18 protein-coding genes are annotated in these 13,757 nt (G+C 73.5%); 8 read left to right on the top strand and 10 right to left on the bottom strand.

The window, feature by feature from the left end; genetic code table 11:
• Together ABZ312_RS40800 and ABZ312_RS40795 are read left to right on the top strand one after the other, a co-directional pair.
• Positions 1-226 (top strand): CoA transferase (locus ABZ312_RS40800; RefSeq protein WP_500439876.1); only part of this gene is annotated, 226 nt, incomplete at its 5' end.
• 288 nt (positions 227-514) lie between these two features.
• A complete protein-coding gene (locus tag ABZ312_RS40795) occupies positions 515-1,909 on the top strand; it encodes an OFA family MFS transporter (protein WP_500321483.1) in 1,395 nt (464 codons plus the stop codon).
• 174 nt (positions 1,910-2,083) lie between these two features.
• On the opposite strand, the gene ABZ312_RS40790 is transcribed toward ABZ312_RS40795, so the two are convergent.
• Both ABZ312_RS40790 and ABZ312_RS40785 read right to left on the bottom strand, forming a co-directional pair.
• Positions 2,084-2,401, bottom strand: coding sequence for a chorismate mutase (locus tag ABZ312_RS40790; RefSeq protein ID WP_499514922.1), 318 nt, complete (start codon positions 2,399-2,401; stop codon positions 2,084-2,086).
• A 28-nt stretch (positions 2,402-2,429) separates the two neighbouring features.
• Positions 2,430-3,068 carry a LysE family translocator gene (locus ABZ312_RS40785; protein ID WP_500439875.1) on the bottom strand — a complete coding sequence of 213 codons (639 nt, stop codon included), beginning with the start codon at positions 3,066-3,068 and terminating at the stop codon, positions 2,430-2,432.
• A 72-nt stretch (positions 3,069-3,140) separates the two neighbouring features.
• Here ABZ312_RS40785 and ABZ312_RS40780 point away from each other — a divergent pair, with 72 nt between their 5' ends.
• The gene (locus ABZ312_RS40780; RefSeq protein WP_499514920.1) at positions 3,141-3,656 is read left to right on the top strand and encodes a VOC family protein; all 516 of its coding nucleotides are present in this window, start codon (positions 3,141-3,143) and stop codon (positions 3,654-3,656) included.
• A 30-nt stretch (positions 3,657-3,686) separates the two neighbouring features.
• Here ABZ312_RS40780 and ABZ312_RS40775 read toward each other — a convergent pair whose 3' ends face one another.
• The 3 genes from ABZ312_RS40775 to ABZ312_RS40765 form a co-directional block, all read right to left on the bottom strand.
• Entirely contained in the window at positions 3,687-4,367 is a 681-nt protein-coding gene (locus tag ABZ312_RS40775) for a GntR family transcriptional regulator (protein WP_499514919.1), read from the bottom strand.
• A 118-nt stretch (positions 4,368-4,485) separates the two neighbouring features.
• Positions 4,486-5,445, bottom strand: coding sequence for a rhomboid family intramembrane serine protease (locus ABZ312_RS40770; protein ID WP_500321485.1), 960 nt, complete (start codon positions 5,443-5,445; stop codon positions 4,486-4,488).
• 53 nt (positions 5,446-5,498) lie between these two features.
• Complete coding sequence (locus ABZ312_RS40765; protein ID WP_500321486.1) at positions 5,499-6,143, bottom strand: hypothetical protein; 645 nt, start codon at positions 6,141-6,143, stop codon at positions 5,499-5,501.
• Positions 6,144-6,232: 89 nt separating this feature from the next.
• On the opposite strand from ABZ312_RS40765, the gene ABZ312_RS40760 reads away from it, so the two are divergent.
• The 4 genes from ABZ312_RS40760 (at position 6,233) to ABZ312_RS40745 (ending at position 9,768) form a co-directional block, all read left to right on the top strand.
• Positions 6,233-7,114 carry a hypothetical protein gene (locus tag ABZ312_RS40760; protein ID WP_500359080.1) on the top strand — a complete coding sequence of 294 codons (882 nt, stop codon included), beginning with the start codon at positions 6,233-6,235 and terminating at the stop codon, positions 7,112-7,114.
• Between the two features lie 234 nt (positions 7,115-7,348).
• Positions 7,349-8,200, top strand: coding sequence for a formate dehydrogenase accessory sulfurtransferase FdhD (gene fdhD, locus ABZ312_RS40755; RefSeq protein WP_500321488.1), 852 nt, complete (start codon positions 7,349-7,351; stop codon positions 8,198-8,200).
• Between the two features lie 126 nt (positions 8,201-8,326).
• A complete protein-coding gene (locus ABZ312_RS40750; protein WP_499514913.1) occupies positions 8,327-8,917 on the top strand; it encodes a TetR/AcrR family transcriptional regulator in 591 nt (196 codons plus the stop codon).
• Positions 8,918-8,919: 2 nt separating this feature from the next.
• Positions 8,920-9,768: a thioesterase family protein gene (locus ABZ312_RS40745; protein WP_500439874.1), complete on the top strand. Its 849-nt coding sequence runs from the start codon at positions 8,920-8,922 to the stop codon at positions 9,766-9,768.
• 60 nt (positions 9,769-9,828) lie between these two features.
• On the opposite strand, the gene ABZ312_RS40740 is transcribed toward ABZ312_RS40745, so the two are convergent.
• The 5 genes from ABZ312_RS40740 to ABZ312_RS40720 all read right to left on the bottom strand — a co-directional run bounded on the left by ABZ312_RS40740 (position 9,829) and on the right by ABZ312_RS40720 (position 13,281).
• Positions 9,829-10,191, bottom strand: a complete 363-nt coding sequence (locus tag ABZ312_RS40740) for a UBP-type zinc finger domain-containing protein (protein ID WP_500321490.1) — start codon at positions 10,189-10,191, stop codon at positions 9,829-9,831.
• A 121-nt stretch (positions 10,192-10,312) separates the two neighbouring features.
• Positions 10,313-11,065, bottom strand: coding sequence for a hypothetical protein (locus ABZ312_RS40735; protein ID WP_500439873.1), 753 nt, complete (start codon positions 11,063-11,065; stop codon positions 10,313-10,315).
• 115 nt (positions 11,066-11,180) lie between these two features.
• Positions 11,181-12,179: a nucleotidyl transferase AbiEii/AbiGii toxin family protein gene (locus ABZ312_RS40730; protein ID WP_500321492.1), complete on the bottom strand. Its 999-nt coding sequence runs from the start codon at positions 12,177-12,179 to the stop codon at positions 11,181-11,183.
• Entirely contained in the window at positions 12,176-12,835 is a 660-nt protein-coding gene (locus ABZ312_RS40725; RefSeq protein ID WP_500439872.1) for a hypothetical protein, read from the bottom strand. Before ABZ312_RS40725 ends, ABZ312_RS40730 begins: the two co-directional genes overlap by 4 nt.
• Entirely contained in the window at positions 12,829-13,281 is a 453-nt protein-coding gene (locus ABZ312_RS40720; protein WP_500321494.1) for a MarR family winged helix-turn-helix transcriptional regulator, read from the bottom strand. The genes ABZ312_RS40725 and ABZ312_RS40720 overlap by 7 nt, the downstream gene beginning before the upstream one ends.
• A 90-nt stretch (positions 13,282-13,371) precedes the next feature.
• Between ABZ312_RS40720 and ABZ312_RS40715 the strand changes: the two genes are divergently transcribed.
• Positions 13,372-13,746 (top strand): cupin domain-containing protein, encoded by a 375-nt coding sequence (locus ABZ312_RS40715; protein WP_500321495.1) that lies wholly within the window; start codon positions 13,372-13,374, stop codon positions 13,744-13,746.
• Positions 13,747-13,757 lie beyond the last annotated feature (11 nt).

The raw sequence follows: 13,757 nt of genomic DNA, 5'->3' as shown, positions 1-13,757 counted from the left end.
GATCATCGACGACGCCAGCCTCAAGGCCAACGACATCGTCGTCGAAGTCGACCACCCCGAACGCGGCACCTACACCACCGTCGGCAACCCCCTCAAACTCTCCGACTCACCCACCACCATCCACCGCTCACCCCTCCTCGGCGAACACAACCACGACATCTACACCACCGAACTCGGCCTCTCCGCCGAGGAGCTGGGCGTGTTGCGGACCGGCGGGGTGATCTGACCGATGGCGGACGCCAGGCGGCGCGAGGACGTACGGTCGCACACCACAGAGCAGCCGGTGGCGGTGCTGGGCACCGCCCACCGGTGGGCCGGGGCAGCCGGACTGCCCTGACCCGACGCACCACCCGTGACGGGGCCGGGCCCGCGTGGACACGCGGACCGGGCCCGCCACGCAGCACGAAAAGAGCACGGGGGCCGGCACGGGTCGGTCTCCACGGAGACCGACCCGTGCCGGCCCCAGGTCCAGGGGGCGCTGGCCAGACTCTTTCGAGGCAGGGGAATCATGACAATGGCGTCAACGACATCGACGTCCCAACCACCCGTCACCTATCGAGAGGTGACCGACCACAACGGCCGGGTGTTCCGCGTCGGCGAGTCCGACATGGACATCATGGGCCGGAAGCGCAAGTGGATGGTCATCCTGCCGTGGGTAGGCATGATGGGCATCAGTTCGGCGGAGTACGCGTTCGCGTCCGCCGAGGACACGCTCCACACCGCGCACTCGTGGAGCAGCCTGCACATCTTCTGGATGCTCGGGGTCTGGGTGTTCTTCCAGGCCGCGGTGGCCTTCCCGGCGGGCAAGCTCCGCGAGTCCGGGAAGCTGCCGGCGCGCTACGCGATGATGTGCGGCGCCCTGGGCACCTTCCTGGGCTACCTGTCGCTGGCGTACGCACCGCACGTCGTCGTCGCGTACATCGGCTTCGGCATGTTCAGCGGCATGGGCGCCGGCATGGTCTACGCGACCTGCGTCAACATGGTCGGCAAGTGGTACCCGGAGCGGAAGGGGGGCAAGACCGGCTTCGTCAACGGCGGCTTCGCCTACGGCTCGGTGCCGTTCGTCTTCCTCTTCACCGGCTACATGGACCTGACCAACTTCCGCTGGGTGCTGGTCTCGGTCGGTGTCTTCCTCGCGGCGACCGTCGCGGTGGCGGGGTACTTCTTCAAGGACCCGCCGAAGAACTGGTGGCCGGCCGACGTCGACCCGCTGAAGGTGCCCGACGACCCGCGGGCCCGGCGTGCCATGGAGAAGAACCCGCCCGCCGTCCGGCAGTACACCCCCGCCGAGGCGTGGCGGACCGGCCGGGTCGCACTGATGTGGTTCTGCCTGCTGTGCACCTCGGGCGTGAACATCTTCGGCATCGCCTTCCAGGTCGACATCGGTGAGGAGGCGGGCTTCGCCGGCGGGATCGTGGCCACGGCCATGTCCCTGAAGGCGATCGTCAACGGCACGGGCCGCGGCGTCATCGGCTGGCTGTCCGACCGCTACGGGCGCAAGCAGTGCCTGATCTTCGTCTGCCTCGTCCTCGGCCTCGCGCAGTACGGCATCCTGTGGTCGGCGGACATCAAGAACCTGCCGCTGTTCCTGATCTTCTCGTCCATCTCCGGGTTCGGCGGCGGCGCGATCTTCCCGATGTTCGCGGCGATGACGGCCGACTACTTCGGTGAGAACAACAACGCGTCCAACTACGGCCTGGTCTACAGCTCCAAGCTGGTCTCGGGTCTGCTCGGCTCCGGCATGGGTGCCTTCGTCGTCAGCCACTGGGGCCACAGCGGGGCGTTCACCCTCGCGGGTTCGATCTCGCTGTTTGCCGGCTTCGTCGCGCTCTTCCTCACCCCGCCGGGACGTCCGAGGAAGAAGGACATCGAGCCCAATCCGCAGCCCATCAGCAGGGAGGCGATCTGACGTGACCGCCGGAGAGCACCCGGGGCTCCGGCACGGCACCTCGTGCCCGACGACCGGGTGTCCCTCCCGTCCGCCGCGGCGTCCCCGGACCACCCCCGTGTCGTAGGGGGCCGTGCCGGAATGACGTGGGCCTCAGCCGTGGGACGCCACGGCTGGGGCCCACGCGGCTGTCCGTCAGCCCGAGCGGTCGGCGGCGATCGCCTTGTGGTGCCGGATGACCTCTTCCACGATGAACTTCAGGAACTTCTCCGCGAAGGCCGGGTCGAGGTGCGCCTCCTCGGCCATCCGGCGCAGCCGGGCGATCTGCTCCGCCTCGCGCCCGGGATCGGCGGGCGGCATGTTGTGCGCCGCCTTGAGCTCACCCACCTGTTGGGTGGCCTTGAAGCGTTCCGCGAGGAGGTGCACCAGGGCCGCGTCCAGGTTGTCGATGCTGCCGCGCAGGTGGCGCAGCCGCTCCAGGGCGGCTGTGTCGTCCGCGTGTCCGTCGTCCATCCGCCCAGCCTAACCAGCGGGACGCCGATCAGTCGGTACGTCCCGTCGCGGCGACGGTGATGCCGAGGCCGATCATCGCGAGGCCGCCCGCACCGCCGACCAGTGACAGGCGGCGCGGGGAACGGGCGAACCACGAACGGGCCGCGGCGGCGACCAGGCCCATGGTGCTGTCCGAGACGAGGGCGATCGCGTTGAAGACCAGTCCGAGCAGCAGCATCTGCACGGTGACGTGACCGGCCGGGCGGTCGACGAACTGCGGCAGCACCGCCGCGTAGAACACCATCGTCTTGGGGTTCGAGACCCCGACCACGAAGCCCTCGCCGAGCGTGCGCAGCGCGCCGCGCGCCGCCCCCGCGTCCCCGGACACCATGGCCAGGGCCCCGCGGTGCCGCAGCGCCTTGACCCCCAGGTACACCAGGTAGGCGGCGCCGGCGAGCTTGAGGGCCGCGAACAGCAGCGCCGAGCGCTCCACCACGGGGCCGACGCCGAGGGCGACCGCGACCACCAGGACGTAGGAGCCGAGCGTGTTGCCGGCGACGGAGGTCAGCGCGACACGACGCCCGTGGGCGAGCGCGCGGCCGATGACGAAGAGGACGCTGGGGCCGGGGATCACCACGAGCACCAGAGATACCAGGGCGAATGCCGCGAGTCGGTCGATGGACACCATGCCCGGAGGCTAATCGGGTATATCTTCCGGCGCACCGCATTAAGCGCGGGGTCTAAGGAGGCGGGATCGATCATGGGCGAGCCGCAGGGCGAGCAGCTGGAGGCCGTACGGGCCCGGCGGGAGGAATTGCGCGGGAGGTACCTGCGGGAACCGGCGGAACGACCGGCGACGCGGGCGGCGGGGGTGCACCACGTCGCGTTCATCTGCCGCGACGTCGAGGAGACCGTCCGCTTCTACCAGGAGTTCCTGGGCTTCCCGCTGGTGGAGCTGGTGGAGAACCGGGACTACGCGGGCTCCAGCCACTTCTTCTTCGACATCGGCCACGACAACCTGCTGGGGTTCTTCGACTTCCCCGGCCACGAGCACCCCGAGCAGCACGAGACGATCGGCGGACTGCAGCACCTGGCGCTGTCGGTGACCGGCGAGCAGTTCACCGAGGCGAAGCGCCGGCTGGACGAGGCCGGGGTGGAGTACCTCGGGCCGGACCGCGGCGTGGAGGACAGCCTCTACATCCGCGATCCCAACGGGGTCAACGTGGAGCTGTACCGCGAGGACCTCGGCCACTTCGACGGCAAGCCGCTGCTCTGAACCCGCGGGGCCCGGCGGGGCGGGGCGGGGTCAGTCCTCGTGGGAGCGCTGGTGGTACGAGGTCCTGGTGTGCTCGGTGTGGGCGCGCATGACCTGCTGGGCGCGCTCCCCGTCGCGGTCGGCGATCGCCGCGATCAGCTCGCGGTGCTCGACCCACGACTGCATGCCGCGCTGCCGGGCCACCGGGGTGTAGTACCAGCGCACGCGCCGCTCGACCTGCCGGGCGAGTTCGGCGAGCACCGCGTTCCCGGCCAGTTCCATGACGCAGGCGTGGAGGGCGGCGTTCGCCGCGACGACCGCGTCGACGTCGTCGGCGGCGACGGCCGCCTCGCCCGTCTCGCACAGCCCGTCCAGCCGCTCCAGGCCCTTGGTGGTGGCGTTGGCCGCGGCGAGGCGGGCCGCCTCCGTCTCCAGCAGGGCGCGGACGACCAGGAGTTGGTCGGCCTCCTCGTCGGTGGGCTCGTGGACGAAGGCCCCCTGGGCCGGGCGCAGGTCCACCCACCCCTCGGTGTTGAGCCGTTGCAGGGCCTCGCGCACCGGTTGGCGGGAGACGCCGAGGTGGCCGGCGAGTTCGGTCTCCACCAGGTGCTGGCCGGGGGTGAGCGAGCGGGTGATGATCAGCTCGAGCAGCGCTTCGTACACCTGCTCACGCAGGGGCCCCGGACGCTGGAGCTTGGGCACGGATCCCTGCGACAGCCCGCTGGACAGCATCGAGGCCCCAACCTTTCCCGGGGATGATTGGCTTTCGTCTACAGTCTACGCGCGCAGGACCCCGGCGCGGACACCGCACCCAAGCGTGACGCGCTTCACACCGGTGGCGCGGCGCCCGCTATGCGGCGCCGGTGAGCTGGGAGGTCTTCAGGACGACCAGGGTCACCAGCACCAGCAGCACCGCCGCCATCCCGGCCGCCTGCCACAAGGCGCGGTGCCTGCGGGGCGCGTGGGCCAGGACGAGGCCGACCGCACCTCCGGTGAGCAGGCCGCCGAGGTGGCCCTGCCAGGAGGTCACGGCGGCGGAGACCGCCATCCAGACCAGCAGGCCGATGAGGAGCTGACGCCCGCCGACCGGGTCGTGGTGGAGGCGCTTGCTGAGGACGAAGTAGGCCGCGCCCAGGCCGAAGATCGCGCCGGAGGCACCGACGGCGCCGGTGTGCGGGGCGATCAGGTACACCAGCACGGAACCGCCGAGGGCGGAGAGCAGGTAGAGCCCGACGAAGCGGATCCGGCCCAGCTGGGCCTCGACGGCCGGGCCGAGGGTCCACAGCGAGTACATGTTGAACAGGATGTGCAGGATCCCGAAGGTGCCCTGGCCCGGCGGCTGGTGGAGGAAGGCCGAGGTGATCAGCCGGTACCACTCGCCGTGGGCGATGCCGACGGCCTCGAAGCCGGGGTACGCCGAGCCGTCGTACACGTACGCCACGCCGTCGGGGCCCAACAGCCCCTGCCCCAGGGCGTCGAAGCGCGCGACGAGGTCGGAGCGCACCAGTTCGCCGAGGTAGGCGACGACGTTCAGGGCGATCAGGATCTGCGTCACCACCGGCGTGCCCGAGGTCGCCACGCGGCCGCCGAAGACGGTGCGCGCCTGGCGGACGCTCCTGCCGCCCTCCTTCACGCACTCCGGGCAGTGGTGGCCGACCGCCGCCTCGCGCATGCAGTCGGGGCAGATGGAGCGGTCGCAGCGCGTGCAGCGCACGTACGTCTCGCGCTTGGGATGCCGGTAGCAGGTGGTGACCGGCGGCTCGGTGCCCTGATCGGTGTCCGTGGTGCTCACGAGCGCAAGGCCCCCCATGCGGCGTACGGGACGTGGAGTCGCACGTTTGTACCCAGCCCGGGCACGGTGCGTCAAACCACTCCGCTCTGCGCCTCCATGTGCAGGCCGGATGCGCGGTCGGCGAGAACGACGGTGACCACGGTGAGGTCGGCGGCGTCGTTGCCGCCGGGACGCATGGAGATGAGGTCGGCCATGGTGACTCCCGGGCAGATGGCACCGTCCGGCAGTTCGACGACGAGCCGGAGGACGTCGTCCTGCGTCACGCGGACGGTGCCGGTCGCGGGAGGGGCCTGGCCGGCCCCGTACATCTCCTCGTCGATCCGGGCGGTGAGGCCGCGGGCGCCGGCGAGGAGGCCGCCGCCGCGCCCGGCGTGCACCTGCACCGTGACCGCGCCGACCAGCGGGGTCCGCAGCGTCAGCGGGCGCCGGTCCGGTCCCGGCGAGACGGTGAGGCGCACCTTGAAGGTCGGCCTGCCCTTCATCCGGGGCAGGTTGTCCGCGCCATAGCTCCCGATGACCATGGCGCGTGTCACGCCGGGCTCGCCGACCTGCCGCGCGGCGCCCTTGCCGCACTCCCCCGGCCGGGAGACCGCCGCCGCCTCCCGCCGCGGGCCGTTCCCCCAGGCCAGTTGGGCGACCAGCAGGGCCGCGGCGGCCAGCGGGACGCCGATGCGCCACCACGTCCCCCGGCCCACCGAGAACGGGTCCCCGGCCACCGCACACCTCCTCGCCCGGCCGCGTCCGTCCGCGGCCGTCGTACGCCGATGCTATTCCGGGGCTCCGGCCGGTCCCCTACCGTGATGCCGTGACGAGCGACGCATCCGCCGCGGGGATACCGGAGTTGGTGCTGCGAGGGGGCGGCGCGACCGCCCGTCTGCGGGCCGGCGAGGTACTGCTGGACGAGGGGACGGAGCGGCGGCGCATCCCGCCGGCCGCGATCGAGGAGGTCCGTGCCGCCGGGCGGCACGGCCGTACGGTGGAGATCGTCCTCACCGCGGCGCGAGGGCCCGCGAGGGTCCACGCACTGACGCACCACAGCGCCGAGGCGGTCGCGGCCTTCGCCGCCGCCGTCAACTCCGTGCTCCCGCCCCGCGACGCCGACGAGCCGCGGGAGGACGGCGGCACGCTCGTCGAGGTCCTGTCCGTGCCGCCCCCCGCGAAGGACGGGGCGAGACCTGACGACGGGGCGCCGGACGGCTTCTGGACCTACGCCCCGGGGGCCGGCGGCGCCCTGGCCTACCTCGCCGTGCTGGTCTGGCTGGCCGTCACCGGGGACGGCGCGGCCGTCGCGAAGTGGGCGCTGGGCGCCGCTCCCCTGCTGGCCGCCGGGGGCTTGCTCCACGGGGCATGGGGGTCCGCGCGGGACGCACGGATCCTGCGCCGGCGCGGCATCACGGTGGTCGCCACCTTCGACCGCAGGCAGCGGCACGGCGGCCGCGAACCCGTCTACCGTTTCACCGACCTCGAGGGCGTGCCCCGGGAGCACCTCGGCGAGGGCAACGACGTGGACGGCGACCCGCTGCGGGCGGAGATCACCTACGACCCGCGCAACCCCGAGCGGACGACGCGCACGTGGTCCGAGCCCGCGGGGCTGGCGGTCTTGTTCTGCGTCGCCGGGCTCTCGCTGCTCGCCGTGGGGCTGTACCTCGTCGTCGCCGCTTTCGTGGACCTGCCCTTCTCCCCGTGAACTCCCCTCGGCGGAACGGAACTCCCCTCCGCCGGAACGTCGGCCGGGACCGCCTTTACGACCCCTTGACCCCATGGAGACGAATACTGTACACAGTATTCGTCCGGGGCTGAGAACCCAGGGCCGGCGGACTCGTCGAGGTGATCTCGCCGCACGACGGCGCGGTCACCGTGGCAACCTCTGTATCAAGGGCCGATACGGCTTCCAGCACGTACAGAACCGGGACTGATCGACATGGGACGGGTCACCGAACGGCGTCGGGTACTGAGGATCAGGGACGGAGCGGTCGACCACCGGGCGGACACCCTGGTCGCGGAGGAGCCGCTGGAGATCCGGCTCAACGGCAAGCCACTCGCGATCACCATGCGCACCCCCGGGGACGACTTCGCCCTCGCGGCCGGCTTCCTGGTCAGCGAGGGCGTGCTCGGGAGCGCGGACGAACTGGCGAACATCGTGTACTGCGCGGGCGCGACCGTCGACGGGTCCAACACCTACAACGTCGTCGACGTACGTCTCGCCCCCGGCGTCCCCGTCCCCGACATCACGCTGGAGCGCAACGTCTACACGACGTCCTCCTGCGGCCTGTGCGGGAAGGCCAGCCTCGACGCCGTACGCACCACGGCCCGCTGGGCCATCGCCGACGCCTCGCCGCTGCGGCTCGAACCCGCGCTGCTGTCCGCGCTCCCCGACCGGCTGCGCGCCGCGCAGCGGGTCTTCGACCGGACCGGCGGACTGCACGCGGCCGCGCTCTTCACGTCCGAGGGCGAACTGCTCGACGTCCGCGAGGACGTGGGCCGCCACAACGCCGTGGACAAGCTCGTGGGCCGCGCCCTCCAGCAGGGCCTGCTGCCGCTGGCCGGGAAGATCCTGATGGTCTCGGGGCGGGCCTCGTTCGAACTCGCCCAGAAGGCCGTGATGGCCGGCATCCCGGTGCTCGCCGCCGTCTCGGCCCCGTCCTCCCTCGCCGTCGACCTCGCCGCCGAGTCCGGCCTCACGCTCGTCGGCTTCCTGCGGGGCACCTCCATGAACGTGTACGCGGGCGAAGAGCGGATCGCCCTGCCCGCGCCGACGGCCGGGCGGGTCTGACCCGTCCCAGCACGCGTACACGCGTGCGGGACCGGCCGGCGAGGTGCGCCCCCTGCGCCGGCCGGTCCCGCCGTATCCGAGGACCCGAGGTAGACACTGTCCACCTCGAGGTGGACACTGTCCACCATGACCACCGCTCCCCGCGCGCGCCTGCTCGACGCCGCCCTCGCCGTCCTGGACGACGACGGCGTCGAGGGGCTGACCCTGCGGGCCATCGCTCGGCGCGCCAACGTGTCGCACGGGGCGCCGCTGAAGCACTTCCCGCACCGGGCGGCGCTGCTGTCGGCCGTGGCCACCGTGGGGTTCAGGGAACTCAACGTGCGCGCCGAGGCGGCCGTACGGGCGTGCCCCGAAGGCGCGCCGGCGGCCGCACGGCTGCGGGCCGGGGCCCGCGGCTACGTGGCGTACGCGCTGGGACGGCCGGCGATGTTCACCCTGATGTTCCGGCACGACCTGCTGGACCCCCGGGACAAGGAACTGGGCCGGGCCGGCATGTCGGCCTTCGACGACCACCTCCTCGTGCTCGTGCGCGCCGCGCAGGCGGAGGGCTGGCGGCCCGGCGCGGACACCCGGGCGCTCACCGGCGCCGTGTGGTCCGGGCTACACGGTGTGGCGCAGCTGTGGCTGTGGGGCTCGCTGGCCCTGGGCACCGGCGCCGCGTCCATCGACGAAGCGCTCGACGCGCTGTTCACCTCGTTCGACCTCAAGGAACACTGACGATGCATGAGAAGTACGGATTCGACCGCGAGACGGCCGTCACGGCACGTCCGGGCGAGCCCTCGGTCTACGACGCCGAACTCCACGAGGGGTGGCGGATCGGCATGGGCGTCAACGGCGGGCTGCTGCTCGCCCTCGCCGGCCGGGCGCTCGCCGAGGAGCTGGGCGGCGACGGGCAGGGACACCGGGATCCGTTCTCGATCAGTGCCTACTACCTCTCGACGTCGCGCCCGGGCCCGGTGACCGCCCGCACGCAGACCCTGCGCCGCGGCCGCACCGTCTCGACCGGCATGGTGTCCCTGGAGCAGGAGGGCGAGGAACGGCTGCGGGCGGTGGCGACCTACGGCGACCTGAACGGCCACGACCACGCGGGCGACGTGCGCACCTCCGCCACTCCTCCGCAGATGCCGCCGCCGGAGAAGTGCGTGGGGACCGACGTGGCGCCGCCGGAGTTCCTGAAGATATCCCCGATGCTGGAGCGCATCGAGCTGCGGCTGGACCCGGACACCGCAGGCTGGGCGGTCGGCGCCCCCTCGGGCCGCGGCATGGTGCAGGGCTGGCTGCGGATGCCCGACGGCCGCGAGCCCGACCCGCTGATGCTGCTGCTCGCCGTGGACAGCCTGCCGCCGGTCAGCTTCGACCTCGGCGTCCCGGGCTGGGCCCCCACGCTGGAGCTGACCGCCCACGTGCGGGCCAGGCCCGAGCCGGGGTGGCTGCGGCTGAAGCACTCCACCCGGAACTTCGCGGACGGCTACATGGAGGAGGACGCCGAGGTCTGGGACTCGTCGGGCCGGCTCGTGGCCCAGTCCCGGCAGCTGGCGCGGGTGCGGCTGCCCGAGGGCGCCGCGTAGCGGCCGCGTGCCGCGGGCCGTGCCCTCCGGGGGCGGCCGTGCCGACCAAGGGGTGCGCCGTCAGTGCAACTGCGCCTGCCAGTCCTCGGGGACCTTGCCCGCGGGGCCCGGGGAGGGCTGGCCCTCCGGGCGCGAGTTCGGCGGGGACAGCGCGGGACCGTCGTAGTACTGCTCGGTCTCGACGTTCCAGAACCAGTCCTCACCGGGCTCGTAGCTGGTGATGAACGGGTGGCCCTCCTCGAGCGCGTGCCGCGTGGCGTGCTGGGAGGGCGAGGAGTCGCAGCAGCCGATGTGCCCGCACTGCGCGCAGCGGCGCAGGTGGAGCCACCAGCCCGGTCCCTGACCGGCACCGCAGTCGGCGCAGCCGGCGCCGCTCGGCTCGGACGTGGGGTCGATGCCGGGGATCGTGACGTCGTCCGCCATGGTGGACCCGCCTCCTTAACCGCGATCACGTTCTCCTGGCATGCTAACCGCCCTCACGTGCCGCCACCGGCCGAAGCGGGACGGCCCCCTCGCCCCCCGTGGGCCCCGGTCCGCGCGACACCTACCGCTTCCCGGGGCGCCTCAGGACGATGCGGGGATGCCGGACGATGGCCCGCAGGCGCCCCGCGTAGCCGGATCGGCGCAGCCACCACGGCAGCCGGCGCAGCGGCACGTACGCGAGGATGTCGTCATGCGCCTCGGTCCCGGGCGGCAGGCCGCGCAGCAGTTCCAGGCACCGGTCGTCGACGGTGCCGTGCAGACGGGCGACGTGGGCCAGGGCCACGACGCCCTGCCGGCGCAGTTCCTCATGCGGCGCCTCCAGCACCCGGGCGACGCGCGGCAGGATCGCGGCGGCGTCCGGGTGGTTGAGCGCCAGCCCGATGACCGCCACGCCCACCAGCGGCTCCTCGCGCGCGAAGGCCGCGTCCACCTCCTCGGGCCGGTCGGTCCCGAGCAGCACAGCGGAGTCCGCCCAGTTCATGCCCCGCCCGGCCGCCGCCCGCCCGACGAGGAACTCCCCCCGCCCGGCGGCGTCCGGTTCCCCGCGCCGTGCCCCCTCCAGGTACGCCCAGACCCGCCCGGCCTCCGGACCCGCGTCGGCGGCGACCTTCCGCCACACCTGCGGCTCCGCCTCCATCAGGGCGGCGAACCTCCCGCCGAGCTCCCCCAGGTCGCACCGGCGCAGGAACGCCAGCCGTCGCGCGTCGGCGTCCGTGACGCGGCCGGAGGCGTAGCCGACGGCCAGTTCGCCGGGTTCCAGCGCGACCGCGAAGCGGACGAACTCGGCCGGTATGGGGGCGGGGTCAGCAGTCACGAGCGCCGAGGCTAGTCCGTGGGGCGCAGTGCCGGAGCGCCGTTTTCTTCTGCCTCCGGCGACCGCCCGGCGCGACGGACACGGAGTGGGGCCGCGCCGGGTGCGTCGCGGCGCGTCAGCGACCGTCCGTCAGAACGCCGTCCAGGGCACGCGCCAGGCGGTCGAGCCACTCCGCGGCCGTGCCGGTGACATGGGGGTGGGCGGCGCGGAAGGTATCCCAGTCGACGGAGTGCGGGGCGACCTCGGTGAGGCGGGGTGCGGAGGCCGGGTGGCCGGGCTCGCGGCTCATCACCCGGCGCAGCAGGCGCGGGGAGAGGGCGGTGCCGGGCGCCTCGGCGAGAAGGACCGCGTCGTAGAGGTCCTTGCCCTGGGCGCGGCCCGCGGCGGCGGCGTCGGCCTGCAGCCACAGCAGCTTCCAGGCGAGGGAGAGTTCACGGCTCGCGGTGAGCACCACGGCCGGGGGCCCGCCGTCGCCGCGCGGCACGGCGGTCAGGACGGGCGGCTCGGGGAGCCGTTCGTCGCGGGCGAAGTCCAGGCGCACCTCGCCCGGGGGCAGGCCGTCCGCGTGCCAGGGGACGACCAGGCGCACGCCGGGCGTGTCGTACTCCGCGTAGGTCCAACTGCCGTCGTCGCGGGCGCCCTCCGGGTCGAGGCGTACGCCGGGGGCGGCGTCGGGGTGGGCCCGGACCAGTTCCAGCAGTTCGCCGGGCGGGCCGTCGGAGCCGTCGGAGCCGTCCGGTTCCGGGTCGGCGATCCAGTGCAGGCCCTCGGGCGGGACGTATGCCCGCTGCCCGCCGGTGCCGAACTCCTCGTCGGTCCAGATCTCGGGGCGGACGGCGCCGTCGGCGGCCTCCGGCCACTGCTGCACGGTGGCCCGCTCGTCGACGTACGGGTAGGGGTGGAGCGGGTCGATCGGCACCGCCAGGGAGGGCGGGACGATCCAGTCGAGGTCGGCCGGTTCGCGGGCGGCGGCGCCGACCCAGGCAGGCAGCACCATGCTGCCGCGCAACACGAGGTACTCACCCAGCGGGGACCGCGCGACCAGGCCCAGCAGGTGGTCCAGGACGGCCCTCCGGGCGGCGGCCGCCGGGTCCCGCTCCGCGGGGGCGGTCACCGGGCCTGCGCCTCGTCGATCCAGCCGTCGTCGAGGGCGGGCCGGTCGTCGTGCACGACGAACTCCTCCTCGACCTCCACCGCCGTGAGGCCCGCCTGCGTGAGGTCCGCGAGGAGGCGGTCGAGCCGCTGCCGCGCCTCGGGGCGCCCGACGTCGCGGCAGCGCTGGGTGACGAAGCGTTCGTGGCCGCGGTCGCCGAGGTCACGGCGCGCGTTGCGGGAGACGTGGGCGGCGTGCCGCCCGGCGATCGCCCGGACCTCGTCCAGGCGGACGGGGTCGGCGATGACGAGCTTGACGTGGTGCTCGAAGTAGCAGCCGGGCGGCAGGGCACGGGCCTGCCCGCGGGTGCGCGGGACACCGGTGTTCCAGGGCGCGGCCTCGATCTTCACGCGCGCGACGCCGATCCCTTCGGCGCGCAGCCGTCCGGTCCACCGGGCGGCGGCGGCGCGCTGCGCGGGCAGGGCGCCGCGGCCGCGCACCGTCAGCATGGGCTGGTCGGGGGTGGCGCCCCGGTCGAGCACGATGCGGGTGTACTTGAGGCCGTTGCGCTCCGCCCAGTGGCGTATCCGCTCCTCGTCCCCGGGCCGCGGCGCCGGCACCGTGAAGTGGGTCTCGAAGTCTCCGGTGAAGTCCGTCGCCGGGGTCCCGGCTACCACGCCGGCCGGACCGGGCCGCCGGGGGCGAGCCGCCCCAGGTCCGCGGACAAGGCGCGCAGCCGGTCCTCGCCGAGCACGTCGGCCCAGGGGCGTACGGCGTCGGCGGCGGCCTGGTCGGCGGCGCGGGTGCAGGCCCGGCCGCGGTCGGTGAGGACGACGAGCCGGGCCCGCGCGTCGTCCGGGTGGGGGCGGCGTTCGGCGTAGCCCTTGGCCTCGAGTTCGTCGACGAGTTGCCCGGCCGCCTGGCGGGTCACCCCGAGGTGCGCGGCGAGTTCGGTGACGGTCGCGCCGCCGGCCGCCATCCGGGCGAAGGCGAAGCCGTGGGCGGGGCGCAGGTCGTCGAAGCCGCGGGCGACGACGCCGTCGTGGATGGCTGCGGTGAGGGCGCCGGCGGCGGCGAGCAGGTTGACGCCCAGGGCCATGGCCAGGGCCTCTTCGTCCTTCATGCGGCCACCTTGACACAGTGCGCAAGCAGCTTGAGCATATGGGCAAGCAACTTGCTCAAGTTGCTTGCCCATCGGGGAACAGGAGCCCGTATGCCCGTCGTCCGTTCCGCCGACGCCGTCGTCCACGACCTGCACGGCGTCCGCTTCGTCTCGTACGCCAGCACCGCCACCGGCAGCACCGAACTGTGCGCGTGGCGCGGTGAGGTACCGGCCGGGACCGCCGGTACCTCGCACACCATCAGCCGCGAGGAGGTCTTCCTCGTCCTGTCCGGCAGCCCGCGCCTGACCATCGACGGCGAGGCGTACGACCTGTCCCCCGGCGACGTCGCCACGGCGCCCGCCGGTTCCCGCCTGGCCCTGGAGAACCCGGGCGAGGGCCCCGCCTCCGTCTGGGTGACCACCGGCGTCGGTCTGGAGGCGGTGCTCGCCGACGGGTCGCGGATCAGCCCGCCCTGGGCCCGCTGAACCCGCCGGGC

This window comes from Streptomyces sp. NPDC006207 (assembly GCF_040613835.1).
Classification (GTDB): Bacteria; Actinomycetota; Actinomycetes; order Streptomycetales; family Streptomycetaceae; genus Actinacidiphila.
The sequence above is the reverse complement of the archived record's forward strand: the minus strand, read 5'-3'. Positions and strand labels throughout refer to the sequence as shown.